At 62.3% G+C, this 18,577-nt stretch carries 15 protein-coding genes; 11 read left to right on the forward strand and 4 right to left on the reverse strand.

The window, feature by feature from the left end; genetic code table 11:
• Positions 1–8: 8 nt before the first annotated feature.
• The gene (locus AC1RJY_RS19555; RefSeq protein WP_498603049.1) at positions 9–1,367 is read right to left on the reverse strand and encodes an ABC transporter substrate-binding protein; all 1,359 of its coding nucleotides are present in this window, start codon (positions 1,365–1,367) and stop codon (positions 9–11) included.
• A gap of 134 nt (positions 1,368–1,501) precedes the next feature.
• Between AC1RJY_RS19555 and AC1RJY_RS19560 the strand changes: the two genes are divergently transcribed.
• The 5 genes from AC1RJY_RS19560 to AC1RJY_RS19580 all read left to right on the forward strand — a co-directional run bounded on the left by AC1RJY_RS19560 (position 1,502) and on the right by AC1RJY_RS19580 (position 5,692).
• Positions 1,502–2,518 (forward strand): LacI family DNA-binding transcriptional regulator, encoded by a 1,017-nt coding sequence (locus AC1RJY_RS19560; protein WP_011773276.1) that lies wholly within the window; start codon positions 1,502–1,504, stop codon positions 2,516–2,518.
• Between the two features lie 67 nt (positions 2,519–2,585).
• Positions 2,586–3,407, forward strand: a complete 822-nt coding sequence (gene nadE, locus AC1RJY_RS19565) for an NAD(+) synthase (protein WP_014920611.1) — start codon at positions 2,586–2,588, stop codon at positions 3,405–3,407.
• A 169-nt stretch (positions 3,408–3,576) separates the two neighbouring features.
• A complete protein-coding gene (locus tag AC1RJY_RS19570) occupies positions 3,577–4,227 on the forward strand; it encodes a PadR family transcriptional regulator (protein ID WP_498603050.1) in 651 nt (216 codons plus the stop codon).
• A 77-nt stretch (positions 4,228–4,304) separates the two neighbouring features.
• Complete coding sequence (locus AC1RJY_RS19575; protein ID WP_498603051.1) at positions 4,305–5,063, forward strand: MerR family transcriptional regulator; 759 nt, start codon at positions 4,305–4,307, stop codon at positions 5,061–5,063.
• 44 nt (positions 5,064–5,107) lie between these two features.
• Entirely contained in the window at positions 5,108–5,692 is a 585-nt protein-coding gene (locus tag AC1RJY_RS19580) for a TetR/AcrR family transcriptional regulator (RefSeq protein WP_014920609.1), read from the forward strand.
• A gap of 278 nt (positions 5,693–5,970) precedes the next feature.
• On the opposite strand, the gene AC1RJY_RS19585 is transcribed toward AC1RJY_RS19580, so the two are convergent.
• Positions 5,971–7,557, reverse strand: a complete 1,587-nt coding sequence (locus AC1RJY_RS19585) for a molybdopterin-dependent oxidoreductase (RefSeq protein ID WP_498603053.1) — start codon at positions 7,555–7,557, stop codon at positions 5,971–5,973.
• A 185-nt stretch (positions 7,558–7,742) separates the two neighbouring features.
• Here AC1RJY_RS19585 and AC1RJY_RS19590 point away from each other — a divergent pair, with 185 nt between their 5' ends.
• The 4 genes from AC1RJY_RS19590 to AC1RJY_RS19605 all read left to right on the forward strand — a co-directional run bounded on the left by AC1RJY_RS19590 (position 7,743) and on the right by AC1RJY_RS19605 (position 13,524).
• The gene (locus AC1RJY_RS19590; protein ID WP_498603054.1) at positions 7,743–8,552 is read left to right on the forward strand and encodes a hypothetical protein; all 810 of its coding nucleotides are present in this window, start codon (positions 7,743–7,745) and stop codon (positions 8,550–8,552) included.
• 81 nt (positions 8,553–8,633) lie between these two features.
• Complete coding sequence (locus AC1RJY_RS19595) at positions 8,634–10,145, forward strand: aldehyde dehydrogenase family protein (RefSeq protein WP_498603055.1); 1,512 nt, start codon at positions 8,634–8,636, stop codon at positions 10,143–10,145.
• Positions 10,146–11,798, forward strand: coding sequence for a GMC family oxidoreductase (locus tag AC1RJY_RS19600; protein WP_498603056.1), 1,653 nt, complete (start codon positions 10,146–10,148; stop codon positions 11,796–11,798).
• Between the two features lie 145 nt (positions 11,799–11,943).
• Complete coding sequence (locus tag AC1RJY_RS19605) at positions 11,944–13,524, forward strand: APC family permease (protein ID WP_043469707.1); 1,581 nt, start codon at positions 11,944–11,946, stop codon at positions 13,522–13,524.
• Positions 13,525–13,584: 60 nt separating this feature from the next.
• On the opposite strand, the gene AC1RJY_RS19610 is transcribed toward AC1RJY_RS19605, so the two are convergent.
• A complete protein-coding gene (locus tag AC1RJY_RS19610) occupies positions 13,585–14,802 on the reverse strand; it encodes an acyl-CoA dehydrogenase family protein (RefSeq protein WP_498603057.1) in 1,218 nt (405 codons plus the stop codon).
• A 133-nt stretch (positions 14,803–14,935) separates the two neighbouring features.
• Here AC1RJY_RS19610 and AC1RJY_RS19615 point away from each other — a divergent pair, with 133 nt between their 5' ends.
• Together AC1RJY_RS19615 and AC1RJY_RS19620 are read left to right on the forward strand one after the other, a co-directional pair.
• A complete protein-coding gene (locus tag AC1RJY_RS19615) occupies positions 14,936–16,654 on the forward strand; it encodes an AMP-binding protein (protein ID WP_498603058.1) in 1,719 nt (572 codons plus the stop codon).
• A gap of 42 nt (positions 16,655–16,696) precedes the next feature.
• Positions 16,697–17,206 carry a MarR family winged helix-turn-helix transcriptional regulator gene (locus tag AC1RJY_RS19620; RefSeq protein WP_011773264.1) on the forward strand — a complete coding sequence of 170 codons (510 nt, stop codon included), beginning with the start codon at positions 16,697–16,699 and terminating at the stop codon, positions 17,204–17,206.
• Positions 17,207–17,228: 22 nt separating this feature from the next.
• Here the strand turns inward: AC1RJY_RS19620 and AC1RJY_RS19625 are convergent, their stop codons facing one another.
• Positions 17,229–18,569 carry an HNH endonuclease gene (locus AC1RJY_RS19625; protein WP_498603059.1) on the reverse strand — a complete coding sequence of 447 codons (1,341 nt, stop codon included), beginning with the start codon at positions 18,567–18,569 and terminating at the stop codon, positions 17,229–17,231.
• Positions 18,570–18,577 lie beyond the last annotated feature (8 nt).

The raw sequence follows: 18,577 nt of genomic DNA on the forward strand, positions 1-18,577 counted from the left end.
GATCCTGCCTAGGACTTCGCGGCCCGGTCGAGGGAGGCTTGCCCCTTGGACTGTGCGTCCTTGAGTCGTGACTCCAGGGCCGAGTTATCCACGGAACCGTTGGCCAGGTCCGGGATGGACTGGACGGTGACGTTCAGGAGGCCGAGCTGGATGTCGCCCCAGGCACCGGTGAACGGTGTTGCCTTGGACTTGCCTGCGGCGTCGGCGATTGGTTGGAGTTTCGGGTCGGTCAGGGCGGCGAGTGCCTCCGCATTGGCAGGGAGTTCGCCGAAGATCTTCTGGTAGTTCAGCTGCTCGTCTTTGGATGTGATGAGCTCGATGTAAGCGAAGGCCAGGTCCTTTTGCTGCGAGTAGTCGGCAACCACAACGTTGTCACCGGAGAGGATGCTGGCAGCTTTGTCGCCGTCGCCCTTCGGAGCCGTTTCACCCGGCGCTGTAGTGGGCATGACGGAGTAGGCGTACTTGCCGGCTATGGCTGATTTGTCCAACGTGGGGACGGAGCTGGAGGTAGTCATCATCAAGTAGCCGGCTTTGCCCGAAGCGAACGCCGCTACGGCGTTGCTGTTGCTCCAACCGATGGCGGCGGGATCCACTACTTTGTCCTTGGTGAGCCAACCGAAGTAAGTCTCGTAAGCTTTGTTGACGGTGGGATCGTCCATCTTGAGCTTGTCTCCGTCCACCAGCGGGTTTCCGGCTTGAACGGACATGGCCCAAATGAACTTCCACGGGTCGAAGTTGTCCTTGTACCCGGTGGCGAGGCCATAAGTCCCGGCGCCGGCATTGGTCATCTTTTTGGCCTGTTCAGCGAGTTCGTCCCACGTTGTTGCCGGCTTCTCGATGCCCGCGGCGGCAAGGAGGTCCTTGTTGTACGCCATGACGAACGGGCGGCTGACGAACGGAATGCCGGCCATGTGATCGGCGTCCGGGCCGGAAATGCCTAAGGCGGCCTGGTTGAAGCGGTCCTTTCCTCCAACCTTTTTCCAGTCGTCTTCGGAGAGAGTCACGAATGCTTTTGTGGCGTAGGCCGTGGGGGTAAAGGTTGTGCCCAGGCTGTAAACGTCCGGGCCCTGGCCGGAAACCACTGACGTTTGAATTCGGGTTAGTTCGTCGTTGGCAGACGCGAAAGTTTCAAATTCAACGTCCGCGCCAGTCTTTGCCTTGAACTTGGCGGCAATGTCCTTGAACCATTCCTTCTGCTGCTCGGGGTATTGGTTGTTGACCCCGGTGAGGACGCTCAACTTCTTCCCGGCGCCGTCCACGGCACCTCCGGTGCTGTCCGAACTGCTGCCGCTTCCCCCGCAGGCGGTCAAAGCCAGGGCGGCCGTTGCCAAAACGGCGGCCAGCTTTGCTGATGGTGCAAACTTCATTGTTTCCTCCTTGATTACCAAGCCCGCAGGTGGTGGTGGCGTGCGTCACAGGGGCTTCGTTGTCGAGTCTAGGGAGTTGGCAATCCAAGCGGCAAGCGTTTGCCAAAAGTTGCCAAGAGTGTTGCAATCTTTCCATGGGAGAGACAAGCGCAAGGGCAACTGCCCCCACCATCCGTGACGTTGCAGAACGGGCCGGCGTGGCCACATCAACCGTCTCGCGGGCATTGTCCAACCCGGACCGGGTGAACCGCGTGACCCGCGAACGGATCGAAAAAGTGGCGGCGGAGCTCAACTACGTCCCCAGCTCACAGGCCCGCGGACTGAGTTCCGGACGCACCAATGCCATCGCACTCCTGGTCCCCGACGTCACCAACCCGTTCTACTTCGACATCATCCGGGGGACCCAAAACCAGCTCAAAGCGGCCGGATACACGCAGCTGCTCGTAGACACCGAGGAGTCGGCCGAAATGGAAGCGGACACCCTCCGAAAGATGCAACGGACTGCGGACGGATTCATCCTCGCCGCATCCCGCCTCACCGACGCACAAATACTCGAGGCAGCATCATCACAAGCGATCGTGACCATCAACCGGTCCTCTTCCAACGCGCCCGCAGTGGTGATCGATACCCCCGCCGCAGTTGTCCAAGCCCTGGAACACCTCACGTCCCTGGGTCACGGAAAGATTTGCTACGTCGGCGGGCCGGCGTCATCCTGGTCCAACGCCAAACGGTGGAAGACCTTTGAAGACGAAAGCCGCGAACGCGGAATCACCACGTCAAGAGTGGGACCCTTTACCCCCAAGACAACCTCCGGGGCGGCAGCAGCTGACGCGGCCGTGCGGACCGGAGCCACGGCCTGCATCGTCTTCAACGACCTCCTGGCCATCGGGATGCTGCAGCGACTCCGCGAGCGCGGCATCCGTGTTCCTGAAGACATGAGCATCGTGGGTTGCGATGACATCTTCGGAGCCGACTTTTGCAACCCGCCCCTGACCACCATGGCCTCGCCGATTGAGCAGGCCGGACGCGTGGCCGTGTCCATGCTGCTGGCACAACTGGATCCGCTGAACTCCGGATCCAGCAGACGCCTGGCCGTCATGCCCACCCACCTCACCGTGCGCGGCTCCACAGGTCCGGCGCCTTCCCACTAGCTGACACGTGGGCTGGAAGTAGGCAATATGGTTGAGCGTCCACAGCCATGCTGACTAGTGTTGGACCATGCGCGAACTCCAGGCCAAGATCATTGAAGAAATGGGCGTCCAGCCCCGGATCAACCCCGCAGAGGAGGTCCGCAAACGCGTCGGTTTCCTGAAGGATTACCTGAAGGCGACGCACACCAAGGGATTTGTCCTAGGTATCTCCGGCGGCATAGATTCCTCGCTGGCCGGCCGCCTCGCCCAGTTGGCCGTTGAGGAATTGGAAGCCGAGGGCGTGGACGCAAACTTTGTCGCTGTCCGCCTCCCCTACGGCATCCAGCATGATGAAGACGACGCCCAAGCAGCCCTCGACTTCATCAAGGCCAAGACCGAGTGGACCTACAACATCTCCCAAGCCGTGGACGGCTTCGAGGAGGAGTTCGAGAAGACCACCGGCGCCCCGATCTCCGATTTCCATAAGGGCAACACCAAAGCACGCGCACGCATGATCGCCCAGTACGCACTGGCCGGCGAACACAATTACCTGGTGATCGGAACGGACCACGGCGCCGAGTCCGTCACCGGCTTCTTCACGAAGTTCGGCGACGGCGGCGCGGACATCCTGCCGCTGTTCGGCCTGAACAAACGCCAGAACCGCGCACTCCTGGCCGAGCTGGGCGCACCCTCACGGGTTTGGGAGAAGGTTCCCACCGCCGACCTCCTGGACAACAAGCCCGGCCGTACCGACGAAGACGAGCTCGGTATCACCTACGACACCATCGACGACTACCTTGAAGGCCGCGACGTTCCCGAGGACGCGGCAGAGCTGCTGGAACAGAAGTACCTGCGCACGCGTCACAAGCGCACCGTTCCGGTCACCATCTTCGATACCTGGTGGAAATAGCTACGTCGCGTTAGACCATTCACGACGGCGGGTGCCGGCTTCCCTACGGAAGCTGCCACCCGCCGTCGTGCTTTAAGAAACCTCTTGACGTCCCGATAGTTACCGATATATCGTTAACTATCGCCGATACTCCTTTGGCGAACCATTCAACCGAAAGGACGATGCTGTTATGAAAGGCATCAACGAACACGACAACACTTTTCCCGAGCATGGTCACGGACACCCCGAGCACGGGCACGGCCGAGGCCGCTTCAACCGGGGCAAGGGCCGGCGCGGACCGGGCGGCCATGGTGGAGGCGGATTTGGTCCAGGCTTCGGCCCGGGCGGTTTTGGACCCGGCTTCGGCCCGGGTTTCGGACCGAGGGGCTTCGGGCCCGGCGGGTCACGCCGCGCCAATCGCGGCGACGTCCGCGCAGCGATTCTCTCGCTCCTGGCTGAGGCTCCATCCAACGGCTACGGCCTGATCAAGACCATCGCCGAAAAGACAGCCGGTGCATGGCGCCCCAGCCCCGGCTCCGTCTACCCGACGCTGCAGCAACTGGTGGACGAAGAACTGATCGTCGCCGTCGGCGAGGGTCGCCGCACCGAGTTCACGCTCACGGACGACGGCAAGGCTTACGTCGCCGAGCATGAAGAGGAACTGGCCAACGCCTGGAACACCGAGGCTGATGGAACGGGCGCAGCGTTCCACCAAAGCGTAGGCAAGCTCATGGGTGTCATCCATCAGTTCCGTGCGGCTGCTACCGACGAACAGCGCCAGGCGGCGATCGAAAAGCTCGACGAAACCCGCCGGGCGCTCTACCTGATCCTCGCCGACTAAGTGCTTGCCACCATCCCCTTGACCTTGACGTAACGTCAACCTCTACTGTCGAACAACAAGCACAGGACGGAGGACGTATGGACTGGTCAATTCAGGAGATCGCCAAGATTGCAGGGACAACCAGCCGCACGCTGCGTCACTACGACGACATCGGGCTGCTCAAGCCAAGCCGGACCGGCCATAACGGCTACCGCTACTATGACGGTCCGGCTCTGGTGCAGCTCCAGCGCATCCTGCTTCTACGGGAACTGGGGCTTGGCCTGCCGGCCATCGCCGAAGTTCTTGACCGCGAAACGGACACCGTCAAAGCCCTAAGCAGCCATCTGGAATGGCTCGCCCAGGAGCAGGACAGGCTGACCCGGCAGATCACCTCCGTTCGGCAAACCATCGACACAATGAAAGGGGATGGAAAGTACATGGCACAGGACATGTTTGACGGCTTCGACCACACTCAGTACAAGGACGAGGTGGAAGAGCGGTGGGGCGAGGATGCCTACGCCGCCAGTGATTCCTGGTGGCGCGGAATGAGCGCAGATGAAAAGCAGCAGTGGAAGGAACGCGCCCAAAAGTTGGGCGCGGACTGGATCTCTGCCGCGGAATCCGGGGTTTCGGCGGAAAGCACCGAGGCGCAGGACCTGGCGCGGCGTCACGTCGAGTGGCTCCGCGGCATTCCGGGAACCCCGACGGCGGCACCTGGCGGAGACGTCAAGGGTTACGTCACGGGACTCGGCGAAATGTACGTGGCTGATCCGCGGTTCGCGGCCAATTACGGCGGAGAATCAGGTGCAACGTTTGTTCGGGACGCGCTGCGGGTTTACGCGGAAACGAACCTCTAGGCGGCCAGGATGCGCTGATCCCAGTTAGGCAATAGTCTGGCCGAATGGGTACAAGCACCGTGAAGTCCGGGGAACAGGCTGACAGGCAGACACGCATTCTCGAAGCAGCTCTGGAGCTATTGTCCCGTCACGGCATTTCGGGTATCAACATGCGCGCTGTGGCGCGTGAAGCCGGCGTCGCGCTTGGGCTTGTGAACTACTACTACGAAGACAAATCGAGTCTGATCCGCGCGGTGCTCCGCCAGATTGAAGAGCACGACCTCCTGCTGGTGGAGCCGGTGCCCACTTCAACCCCGGACGAGCAACTCCGGGAGTCGCTTCGGCGCGTTGCCGACCCTGGGCTCCTGACCACACCATACCTGTCCCTCCGCCTCCACCTGTGGGCGCTCGCCCAAGCGGATGAGGACTTTGCGCGAATCAATGCCGCAGCCTTTGACAGGTATCTCCAAGGGCTTGCGGCCCTGATTGGGAATGCCGTTCCGGGGCTTTCCCCTGATGAATGCAGTGACCGGGCAGCCGACATCGTGGTGGTGCAGAACGGCATGTGGCTCACCACTCTTTTGGGCATAGACAAGGCAGCCATCGAGCGCGGTATTGCGCGCACAGAGCAGATCGCTTTCGCGTCTTAGCCTCACCATGACCGGCCGCTTTTAACTTCTGGTGAAAATTGGCGTCACGTTTTGGATGACCGCTGCACTTGAATGGTGTGAGGCTACCCCCTGCGTGCTGCTATCGGGTAGCCACGACCAGTCCGGCCAGGAGACGTGCCTGCCAGGATGGTCTTCACGGCGCACTGTTGACTGTCCCCCCATGACGCGTCAGCAGAGCGTGATGTCTACTACACCAAGTAGATAGTGTGGCCGGCCCAAACCCCCGGGCCGGCCACACCCTTCACACTTATTTTCGATTACTCCACGGTGACCATCACCGACGGCCAGCCCGAGGCTCCGTCAGGTACGGGGTCGGCGCGCTTGTCGGTTTGGACTTCGCCGGTGCCATCGGTGGCGCGGGCCTTGACGTAGTGAATGCCGGGTGTGGCGTCCCATTCGTAAGACCACTGGCGCCAGGTGATGGTGGAAGCTTCGGTCGAAAGGGTTGCCTCCACCCACTCGCCGTCGTCAATCTGTACTTCCACCTTGGTGATTCCCCGCGTCTGGGCCCATGCTGTGCCGCCCACTGCGACCTTGCCTGGCGGGAACTTCGCGAAGGACTTGGGTACGTCCACACGTGCCATGGTCTTGATGGGGCCACGTTCTGACCATCCACGCTGTGTCCAGTAAGCCTTGCTGTCCGCGAAGCGGGTCACCTCCAGATCCACCACCCACTTGGTGGCGGAGACGAATCCGTACAGTCCCGGAACCACCATCCGAACGGGGTATCCGTGCTCCACCGGGAGTGGCTCACCGTTCATGCCAATGGCCAGCATGGCATCGCGGTCATCCTGGAGGACCTCCAACGGAGTAGATGCGCTGAAGCCGTCGATGGATGTGGAGAGCACCATGTCCGCGCCTTCCTTCGGTTTGGCTCTGGCCAGGACTTCGCGGATGGGCAGGCCCAGCCACTTGGCGTTTCCGGCCAACTTTCCACCCACCGGGTTTGACACGCAGGTGAGGGTGACGTGCGATTCGATCAGATCAGCGTCGAGAAGGTCCTGGAAGGTGAGGGTGACTTCCTCCTCCACCATTCCGTGCACTCGCAGTTCCCAATCATTGATGTTGATTTCCGGGACGCTCAGGGCCGTATCAATGCGGTAGAACTCACTGTTCGGTGTCAGCCAAGGCAAGACTCCGGGGACCGGGGACTGGACTCCCGCCGGCACGGGGGGCGCAGCCCTGACAGGTGTGGGCAACCGGAGGGCATCCCGCGCCTGGGCGATGTTGTTGCGGGCAGCACCCAACAGCCGTCCACCGGTCGCCGCGATCCCCGCCGCCACCGCAGTGATCCCGGCGGTAGCAAAGAAGCGACGGCGGCTGGTGCCGGCTCCCCCGGCCTGGTTGTCGGCGTCAGCCGCTATGTCAGCGGGGGCTTCCGGCCACGCTTTCGACCCCCACAACGGCACCATGAGGCGGCGCAGGACGAAGAGGCCGGAGACGGTTCCCACAACGGAGGGGATGGCGTCGGCGGGTCCCACGCCGGCGCGGGTCAGGACGCAGGCCACGATCACTGCGCCCATGAACAGCACGCCGAGGACACCCAAGGCCCACTTCCGATAAGCCACTATTCCCAGCACGCAGGCCAGCACGGCGATCGTCAGGCCCATGCCTACGAACAGCGCAGCCTTGTCATTGGTGCCGAACGTGGCGATCGCAAAGTCCTTCAACCACGATGGCGTGAAGTCGATGAAGGTGGATCCCAAGGCAAACACCGGGGTTGCCCTGGCAGTAAAGAATGCACCGATCAGCTCGGCAATAGCCAGCACGACGGCGGCCGAGACCACGCCTGCCAGCGCCGCCATGGTTTCAGTGCCTTTGGTCCGGAGTCCGAGCTTTTTCATGAGAGTAGTTCGTAGCAGCCGCGGGCAGGGATGGGTGCAAGCATTCTCGGAAATCAAAGTTGAGGAGCCGGAAGGTCCTCGCTTCTGTGATGTCACGGTGTGCCGACTGATAAATTAATCCAGTCGATAGATATACGCCGAGGCTGGCTTCCACCTCGGCCCAGAACAAACACCCTAGGATCCTGATGATGACCCCAAGCCCATACCGCACACCGTTCTTTGCACTGCTCTCGTCCGCATTTGTCCTTGCCGCGCTGGGAGGCTGCAGCATCGGCGCACCGGCCACCACCGAGGCTTCCTCCACTGCCCCGACTAGCTCCACCACCTCGCAGAGCGCCGCCCAAGGCGCAGCCTCACCCACGGAAGCAGCCTCACCCACGGAAGCAGCCTCATCCAAGGAAGCAGCCTCATCCAAGGAAGCAGCCTCATCCAAGGAAGCAGCGGGGGCTGGCGGCGACAGCCCTGGCGGAAGGCTCGATGCAGCCACCGAAGATCTCACCTGGGCCAACGGCAACAGGATTCTTGGGGATGAAAACGGCGGGCACACCCCGGACATCGCCAGCTCCCTGACGGACCCGACCGCCGGTTGGGTAGGCGACTACAGTCGCATGGCGGCGGACGGCATGATGACCTTCAGCTCCGAGAACACGCGCTGCAAGGTACGGACGGTTCAGGTGCGAAACCAGCCCTCCGAACTCGTACCCGGCGACGACAGGGCATCAACCTTGAAGGTCCTCACCATCCTCTTCCCCAACAAGACTGAACTCATCGCTTCGGCCAAGGACGCAACACTGGGTTTCAGTGCAGCCGGTAACCGTGATGTTGACATGCTGGCGGTGTCATATACATCAGGTGATGCCTTTGGCTACACCGTGGTTCGGACCTTCAATAAGCCGGCGGTCACCCTCAAGGTGGAAGCACTTTGCCCGACTCTCGAGACTCTCAAAGCCACGCTTCCTGAGATGCGCAAAAACATCACCATCAACGCGCTTTGATGCTCGCACCCCGTCGGTAACTTGAACATCTGTTCATAATTTTCCTTGAACAGATGTTCAAGATGCACTAACCTCCATCGTATGACCCAAGCCACATTTTCCGATTCCCCCTCCACTCTTTTCATCAACGGCCGGTGGGAGCCGGCTGCATCCGGTGCGGTAAGCCGCATCCACAACCCGGCCGACGGCGAACTGGTCGCCACGGTGTCCGAAGCCGGCCGCGAAGACACCGAGCGCGCCATTGCTGCTGCTCGCGCGGCCTTCGACTCCGGCGTTTGGTCCTCAGTCCCCGCCCCTGAGAGGGGCGCCTTCCTGCTCAAAGTCGCAGCAGAGTTGCGCGAACGCCGGGAGAAGTTCGCCCGTGCCGAATCGCTGGACACCGGCAAGCGAATTATCGAAAGTCGCATCGACATCGACGACATCGCCGCCTGCTTCGAATATTTCGGAAGGCTCGCCGGGCAGTCGGCGGGCCGGGTAGTCGACGCCGGGGACCCCGCCGTCGTCAGCAAGATCGTCTACGAACCGGTGGGCGTCTGCGGCTTGATCACGCCGTGGAACTACCCGCTGTTGCAGGCCGCATGGAAGATCGCACCCGCTCTGGCGGCCGGCTGCACCTTTGTCCTCAAGCCGTCCGAGCTGACCCCGTCCACAGCCATCCTGACCATGCAGTTGCTACAGGATCTTGGCTTGCCGGACGGCGTCGCCAATCTGGTGACCGGCCCGGGCGCACAAGCGGGCGCACCGCTTTCGGAGCACCCGGACGTGGACCTGGTCTCCTTCACCGGTGGGCTGGAAACCGGCAAGCGCATTGCCGCAGCCGCATCCGGCACCGTGAAGAAGGTGGCGCTGGAGCTCGGCGGCAAGAACCCCAACGTGGTGTTCGCTGACGCTGACTTCGACGCCGCCGTCGACAATGCCCTGAACGGCGCCTTTGTGCACTCTGGACAGGTCTGCTCCGCCGGGGCGCGGCTGGTAGTGGAGGAATCCATCGCCGAGCGCTTCGTCGATGAGTTGGTCCGCAGGGCGCAGGACATCCGCCTCGGTGGCCCGTTCGACGAATCTGCTGAAAGCGGACCACTGATTTCCGCGGCACACCGGGAGAAGGTGGATGCCTACGTGCAGCGTGGTGTGGCAGAAGGCGCTCGGCTGCGGTGCGGCGGCGCGGCACCCGAAGGTGAGAAGTTCGACGCCGGCTTCTACTACCAGCCCACCGTCCTGGACCGCGTTCAAAGGGGAATGTCGGTAGTGGTTGACGAAGCTTTCGGCCCGGTAGTCACAGTGGAAACCTTCCGCACTGAGGACGAAGCCGTAGCCACCGCCAACGACACCATCTACGGGCTGGCCGGTGCCGTGTGGACCCAGGATGCCGGCAAGGCCCAGCGGGTAGCGGGCCGTTTGCGGCACGGCACGGTCTGGATCAACGACTACCACCCGTACCTTCCCCAGGCCGAGTGGGGCGGCTTCGGCCAGTCAGGCGTCGGCCGCGAGCTCGGCCCCACCGGGCTGGGTGAGTATCAGGAAGCCAAGCACATCTACCAGAACACCAGCCCTCAGGTGACCGGCTGGTTCGCAGACCACGGCAAGGAGAAATAGATGCACACTGACAACATTGAAGACCTCAGTGAGCGCGGGTTCGACTACGTCATCATCGGCGGAGGATCTGCAGGAGCTGCCGTCGCCGCCCGGCTGAGCGAAGACCCTGCCGTCACCGTGGCCTTGGTGGAAGCCGGACCTGATGACCGTAATCTGCCGGAGATCCTGCAGCTGGACCGCTGGATGGAGCTGCTGGAATCCGGCTACGACTGGGACTACCCGGTGGAACCGCAGGAGAACGGCAACTCCTTCATGCGCCACGCCCGCGCAAAGGTGATGGGTGGCTGTTCCAGCCACAACTCCTGCATCGCCTTCTGGGCTCCCCGCGAAGACCTGGACGAGTGGGAGTCAAAGTACGGTGCCGCCGGCTGGAACGCTGATGCCGCGTGGCCGTTGTACCAGCGTTTGGAATCCAATGAGGACGCCGGCCCGGATGCTCCCCACCATGGCGATTCCGGTCCTGTGCATTTGATGAACGTTCCGCCAAACGATCCCGCCGGCGTCGCGCTCCTTGATGCCTGCGAGCAGGTTGGCATCCCCCGCACAAAGTTCAATGACGGCACCACCGTGATCAACGGCGCCAATTTCTTCCAGATCAATCGCCGTTCGGATGGGACGCGTTCCTCCAGCTCGGTCTCCTATATTCACCCCATCGTCGATCGCGAAAACTTCACACTGCTGACGGGCCTGCGGGCACGCCAACTGGTGTTTGACGCAGAGAAGCGCTGCACCGGCGTCGACGTTGTTGATTCAGCGTTTGGCCGGACGCACCGGCTCTCAGCGCATCGCGAGGTCATCCTGTCCACCGGCGCGATCGACTCCCCCAAGCTCCTCATGCTCTCCGGCATAGGCCCGGCGGCGCACCTCGAACAGCACGGCATCGAGGTCCTGGTGGATTCCCCGGGCGTCGGCGAGCATTTGCAAGACCACCCGGAAGGCGTTGTGCAGTTCGAGGCCAAGCAGCCCATGGTGCAAGCCTCCACCCAGTGGTGGGAGATCGGTATCTTTACTCCCACCGAGGAGGGCTTGGACCGCCCCGACCTGATGATGCACTACGGCTCCGTGCCCTTCGACATGAACACCTTGCGCTACGGCTACCCCACCACGGAGAACGGTTTCAGTCTCACTCCGAACGTCACCCACGCGCGTTCACGCGGGACCGTTCGTCTGCGGAGCAGGGACTTCCGCGACAAGCCCATGGTGGACCCCCGGTATTTCACCGATCCAGAGGGCCACGATATGCGCGTCATGGTGGCCGGAATCCGCAAGGCCCGGGAAATCGCTGGGCAGCCGGCCATGGCCGAATGGACCGGCCGCGAACTTTCTCCCGGCATCGAGGCACAGACCGACGAGGAACTGCAGGACTACATCCGCAAAACCCACAACACCGTCTACCACCCGGTTGGCACAGTCCGGATGGGACCTGTGGCCGATGACATGTCACCCCTGGATCCCGAACTGCGGGTCAAGGGCGTCACCGGGCTGCGCGTGGCCGACGCCTCCGTCATGCCGGAACACGTCACCGTGAACCCCAACATCACCGTCATGATGATTGGCGAACGTTGCGCCGACCTTATCAAGGCCGACCTCAGTGCCAGCCGGACGGAGGAAACCACGACGGCGGAAGCCGACTTCAGCTTGTCCCTCGCCTGATCAGGCGCCCTGCTTTTAGACCCACGCTACAAACAATGGGGGAAACAGCCCGAGGCACACCGTGGTGCCCGGACTTTGATATCCACTGCGTCCAATGGCGGCCGCAGGTTATCACCATTCGTGCATGTCTGAGTTAGGAGTTCGAATGTCAGAACCCAGCAAAATAGGACCCTGCAAGAGCGATGCAAGCGGTATGGACGAGTTTGGCTACGCCCAAACCCTTGACCGCAGCATCGGTAAGTTTGCCAGCTTCGCCGCTGGCGTCAGCTACATCTCCATCCTCACCGGCGTTTTTCAGTTGTTTTACTTTGGATTTTCGACGGCGGGACCCGCCTATGCCTGGTCGTGGCCTATCGTCTTCGTCGGCCAACTCATGGTTGCCCTGTGCTTTGCCGAACTGGCGGGGCGTTATCCGGTGGCCGGGTCGGTCTACAACTGGGCAAAGAGGCTTTCAACCGGAACGTGGGCCTGGCTGGCGGGCTGGTTGCTGCTGCTCTCCTCCATCATGGCCTTGGGGTCCGTTGCCCTGGCCCTCCAAATCACGTTGCCGCAGATCTGGAGTGGCTTCCAGTTGGTGGGCGACGGAACGGGTCCCTACGACTTCGCCGTCAATGGGGTCATCCTGGCCACCATCATGATCGGCATTTCCACGCTCATCAACGCGTTCGGCGTGAAGCTCATGACCATGATCAACAGTGTGGGCGTGTTCGTGGAGCTGGTTGCTGCCGTCCTGCTCATTGCGGCGCTCATCTGGCACTCCGTGCGAGGACCCGAAGTCCTGCTCGATACTGCCGGGTTCGGCGAAGAACACCCCTTGGGCTTCTTTGGCGTGTTCCTCATTGCTGCCATGGCATCCGGCTATGTCATGTACGGGTTCGACACCGCCAGTTCCCTGGGTGAAGAAACCAAGGACCCCAAGCGCACGGCTCCCAGGGCGATCCTCCGTGCCGTTACGGCATCCTTCCTTTTGGGAGGGCTGCTCCTTCTGGGCGGAATCCTGGCGGCCCCCGATCTTTCCGATCCCAAGCTCGGGGCGGCCGATGGCGGACTGCAGTACATCGTGCTTTCAGTGCTGGGTGGTCCGTTCGGCAAGGCGTTCCTGGCATGCATCGTAGTAGCTGTAGTTGTGTGTACGCTGGCTGTCCATGCAGCAGCTATCCGGATGATGTTTGCCATGGCCAGGGACAACAACCTTCCCTTTAGCCGTCAGCTCAGCAAAGTGCACCCCACCCGGAAAACACCCACGGTTGCGGCAATCGTTATCGGTGTAGTGGCGGTGATTCCCCTGATCGTCAACATCTCCCAGCCAGCCATCTTCACCATTTTGTCCAGCATCAGCATCGTGCTGATCTACCTGTCCTACCTGCTGGTCACTGTGCCCATGCTGCGGCGGCGGTTCCTCAAGAAGTGGCCCCTCAAGGACGACGGATCAGAACCGGGATTCAGCCTGGGCAAGTGGGGACTGCCCGTGAACATCCTGGCGGTGCTTTGGGGCGGAGCCATGACGCTGAACCTTGTGTGGCCCCGACCGGAAATCTACAACTCGGTGCCGCCGTTCGAGTGGTACCTGCAATGGGGCGGCGTCATGTTCGTTGCCGCGGTCATCATCGGCGGAACGCTGCTCTACCGTCTTCGCATCAGGCATCGGACGGGGGTCCTGGCCGAACACGCGGCGGCCGTCACCACACCTCCTGACCCGGCCTTGGTGGCAGCCCCAAACTCTTAGCTCGCACGCAAAAGCATTCCTTCGCCAGCGTCACGCCGGCGAAGGAGTGCTTTTGCGTGATCACACAAACGCCGACTTCCCCGTGACCGCGCGGGCCACGATCATCGAGTTGATCTCGTAGCTGCCCTCGTACGTGTACAGGATCTCAGCGTCGCCAAAGAGCTTGGCCATCTCGTAATCCGTGGTGATCCCGTTCCCTCCCAAGAGGGATCTGCCCATCGACACGGATGATCGGGCAAGCCGGGTGGTGGTGGCCTTGCACATGGCCGCCTGCACCATTTCGAGTTTCCCGGCCTGCTGGATCCGGGCGAGCTCAACCATCATGGACAGGGAGGCGTTGGCATTGCCCAGAATGTCCGCGAGCTGCTGTTGCACCAGCTGAAAACGCGCCAGTTCCTTGCCGAACTGCTTGCGCTCCAACGCGTAAGAACGGGCGATATCAAACGCTGCCAACTGGATGCCCGCGGCCTGCCAGCCAACCCATGCCCGGGAATCTCGCAAAAGATCATTTGCACGGGAAAATTCCGTGGCTCCGGGCAGCAGGTTCTCCAAAGGAACTCGGACCTCGTCCAACACGATGTCCGCGTTCTGCATGATGCGCAGGCCGATCTTATTGGAGATCTTGGTAGCCGAGTAGCCTGGGCGGTCCGTCTCCACGATGAAGCCCTTGATGTGCCCGTCGGCAAGATCGCGGGCCCAAACCAACGCGAAGTCCGCGATGGTCCCCGCCCCGATCCAGCGCTTGGCACCGTTGATGACCCATTCGCCGCCGTCGCGTCGCGCCGTCGTCGAGAGTCCTCCGGCGATGTCGGAACCGTGGTCCGGTTCAGTAAGTGCGAAGGCGCCGAGCTGGGTGAAAGCTTCCAGCCCGGGCAACCACTTGCGCTTTTGTTCGTCAGAACCGAGCTCGTGGATCATGCCCACAATGAGTTCGTTATGGATGCCCACCAGCGCCGAAAGTGACACGTCGGCGCGGGCGATTTCCGTGTACATGAGGCCTTTGAACAGCTTGGAGGAGCCGTCCGTCTGCAGTCCGCCGAGCCCGAACTTGGCCATGTCCGCCAGCAGCCCGAACGGGAATTCCTCCCGGTTCCAGTAGTCAATGCTGGCGGCCCGTATCCGCGTTTGCAGGAACTCCCTGATCTCGAGGTACCGCACACGCTCTTCCGTTGGGAGCAGGTCGATGACGTGCATCAAGTCCGCCTCCGGATAAGGAGGCAGGACGCGTTCTGACGCCGCACCGCTGGTAACGGTGCCGGCAGCTTTTTCGTCGAGCATTAGACCCCTTCGTCATGTCCCGCATGGGCTCTTCCAAACCCTTGGATGTCCTAGTATATTGCAAGGTGATGTGGATCACTAGGCGGGATGCTGCGGCAAAGATGCCAACGCAAACCGAGGCGAAAGGCGGACTATGACAGTCACAGAAGACTTCCGTGCGGCCCGCGACCGGCTGCTGGAACTGCGCGAGGACTACAAACAGGCCCACTCCGAATTCCAGTGGCCACGCTTCGAGGAGTTCAATTTCGCCCTCGATTGGTTCGACCAGATCGCCGCAGACGAGACCAGAGGCAGCAAGCCCGCGCTGGTCATCGTGGAACAGGACGGCAGTTCCACCCGCCGCACGTTCAAAGACCTTTCCCAGCGGTCCTCCCAGCTCGCCAACTGGCTGCGGGACCAAGGCGTCAAGCGTGGCGACCATATGATCATCATGCTCGGCAACCAGGTTGAGCTGTGGGAACTCATGCTGGCCGGCATCAAACTGGGCATTGTCATGATCCCCACCACCACCCTCATGGGGGCCCGCGACCTCCAAGACCGGGTGGAACGCGGCGGGGCCATTTGGGTGGCGGTCGGAAGTGCCAACATCGGCAAGTTTGCCGACGTCGAGGGCGACTACACGCTGGTTGAGATCGGTGCGCAACCCACCAACGCGGACGCCAAACAGTACGCAGACTCGTACGACGCCGGCACGGACTTCACGCCCGACGCGCCCACTCGCGCTGACGAGACCTTGCTGCTGTACTTCACCTCCGGCACCACGTCCAGGGCCAAACTCGTAGAGCACACCCACACGTCGTATCCCGTGGGCCACCTGTCCACGATGTATTGGATCGGCCTGGAACCTGGCGACGTCCACCTCAACGTTGCCTCCCCCGGCTGGGCCAAGCATGCGTGGTCCAACGTCTTCACGCCGTGGATCGCGGAGGCCACGGTCTTCATCTACAACTACCAGCGCTTCGACGCCGCCGCCCTGATGGACCAAATGGGCCGCGAAGGCGTCACGAGTTTCTGTGCTCCGCCGACGGTATGGCGCATGCTCATTCAGGCCGACCTCACCCAACTCACATCCCCGCCCCGCAAGGTGGTCTCGGCGGGTGAACCGCTCAACGCCGAGGTGATCGGCCAAGTGGAGGAAGCCTGGGGAGTCACCATCCGCGACGGCTTCGGCCAGACCGAATCCACAGTCCAGATTGCCAACACACCCGCGCAGTCGGTGAAGATTGGCTCGATGGGACGGCCGCTTCCCGGGTACGACGTTGTCCTGGTGGATCCGCTCACCGGGCAGGAGTCCGACGACGGCGAGCTCTGCTTGCGTCTGGATCCCCGGCCCGTGGGGCTCATGAAGAGCTACTTCGGCGACGAAGCCAAGACCGCCGAAGCCTTCCGCGATGGCTACTATCACACGGGCGACATGGCGAGCCGCGACTCCGACGGCGTCATCACGTACGTCGGCCGGGATGACGATGTCTTCAAGTCCTCCGATTACCGCCTGTCGCCTTTCGAACTTGAAAGCGTCCTGATCGAACACCCCGCAGTGGCGGAGGCCGCCGTCGTTCCTTCGCCTGATGCGGTGAAGCTCTCGGTGCCCAAGGCGTTCGTTGTGTTGGCTGCGGGCTACGAACCCGGCCCCGCGGTGGCTGAGGACATTCTTAAGTATTGCCGCGAGCATCTGGCGCCGTTCAAGCGCATCAGGCGGCTCGAATTCGGCGAACTGCCAAAGACGATTTCGGGCAAGATCCGGCGCGTAGAACTTCGCGGGTCGGAAGTCGCCCGGCATGGCGCTGGTCCGTTGCCGGCTGGTTTGGGCGTCGAATACACCGAGGAAGAGTTCCCGAATCTGAAAGACTAGCCACCCGGAACACTAGGCCAATCGAGCAACAGAAGGAGGCCCATGGGCACCCCCCTCCCCCGCGACCCCATCGCCGACGCCCAGCGCAACTGGGAACGGCATGGTTGGGGCGACGTTGCAGCGCCCATGGCTGCCATCACCGCGATCATGCGCACACAGCAGATCTTGCTGGCGCGCATCGAAACAGTGCTCAAACCGTTCGGGCTAACGTTCGCGCGCTATGAGCTCCTGGCGTTGCTGAGTTTCGCCCGCAGCGGGGCGCTGCCCATGAACAAAGCCAGCGCACTGTTGCAGGTCCATCCCACCTCGGTGACCAACGCCGTCGACCGCTTGGAAAAAGCCGCCCTGGTTGCCCGCTCACCGCACCCAACAGATGGGCGAACCACCCTGATAGAGCTCACCGCAGAGGGCCGCACCCTCGCCAAGAAGGCGACAACGGCACTGAACGCGGAGGTTTTCGGCAAGTCAGGTTTCGGGGCCGACGACGTCGATCACCTCATCCGCGTCCTCGGCACCTTCCGCAGGGACGCAGGGGACTTCACGGAGGAATAGAGGGTTCACCCCAAAGAAGCTCCTATGTCCTGGAGGGGCGGTGTCCCGGCAGGGGTGGGGCCTTTGATTGGTACGTGTGCCCGGTGGGGGTGCTGATTTCCAAGGTGTGCACGTCGGCATCTACGGCTCGGGTGCTCCAGCCGGGGTTTTCTTTAGTGTGGTTGCAGGCTTCGCAAAGTCCTGCCCCGTTGCCGAGGTTTGTTTGCCCGCCGGAGTGCCACGGAATCACATGGTCTATATGCCGGATGGGCGCATCGCAATATGGCGTCCGGCAGCTATCGTCACGGGTCTCGATGAAGCGCCGGAGGCGGCCGCTAAAAAGCCGGGCTTTGGAGTCGGTGGCAAGGAGTTCTCCGGTAGCCGGCGCGGTATAGAGCCGGCGAAGCCAGACAGAGAACTCCCGGTCCCGGGCTGACTGCTCCTCACCAACGACGGTTCTGGCCCATTCTGCCGGGACGACTCCGTACCCCTGAAGCCTGGCCGGCTCGCTGTCACCTTGAAAGAGGGTGCGGTCGGTCATGACGAGGTCAATGGTGATCCCCGAAATCCCGCCCGGGGTGCCCGTAATGCGTTCCACCAGGGTGTCGGCCATGACCTGGCCGCGGGGCCGGACAAGCGGGCCGGACCCCACATCCTCGAAAGACCTTGCATTGCCGCTGGAACGGGCTGAATCAGCCGCCTGTGTCAGCGCCTTGTAGACCGCCACGCCTTGGGCCACCGGTAGCAGTGCGGTCAAATAGCTCATCGTGTCCGGCGCCGGGCGCAGGCTCACGGTCCGCTCCGCTGCGGCACGGCTGGCACGCCCGACTACCGAGCGGGGATCACGACGGTACGCTGCAGCCTTAGCCGCGGCAATGATCGCCTTGTCGCCCTTCCCGTCAAAGGTTCCGGCATCGGGGGCGAGTTCCTCATCCACGGCACACCGGTCCTCCGCAGACAAGCACGCTGTTTCCTTGACGAGCAGCGTGGCACGCCATTCATTCAAGTACCCGGACTGCAGGGCGGCCAACGTCCGTGGCATCTCCGTCACAAGGGCCTTGGCCAAACCCAGCAACCGGCCCCCGCGGTTCGGGGATTCCCGCCGGGCCAACGCCACCTGAGCCCCCACACCCCGGCCACGCTCCGAGGCAGGGACACCTGCCTCAGCCTGTTCAGCACGCTGGGCAAGATCGAAAGCCACAGCTACCCGCGCCTGCAAAGCGGTTATGGCCGACTTCATCTCCTCCAAGACCCGCAGCTGTTCGATCAGGTCAGTACTGACGGTGTTGGCCGGAACCGTGGCGGCTTGAAGGGAATCCGTAACTACCGGAGCGCGCCCAAGCGCCATTACTGCGCCCGCTTGCTTCTCCCCAATCCGCTCCATGCCCTAAC

Source organism: Arthrobacter sp. GW822-FHT05G07 (assembly GCF_058799755.1).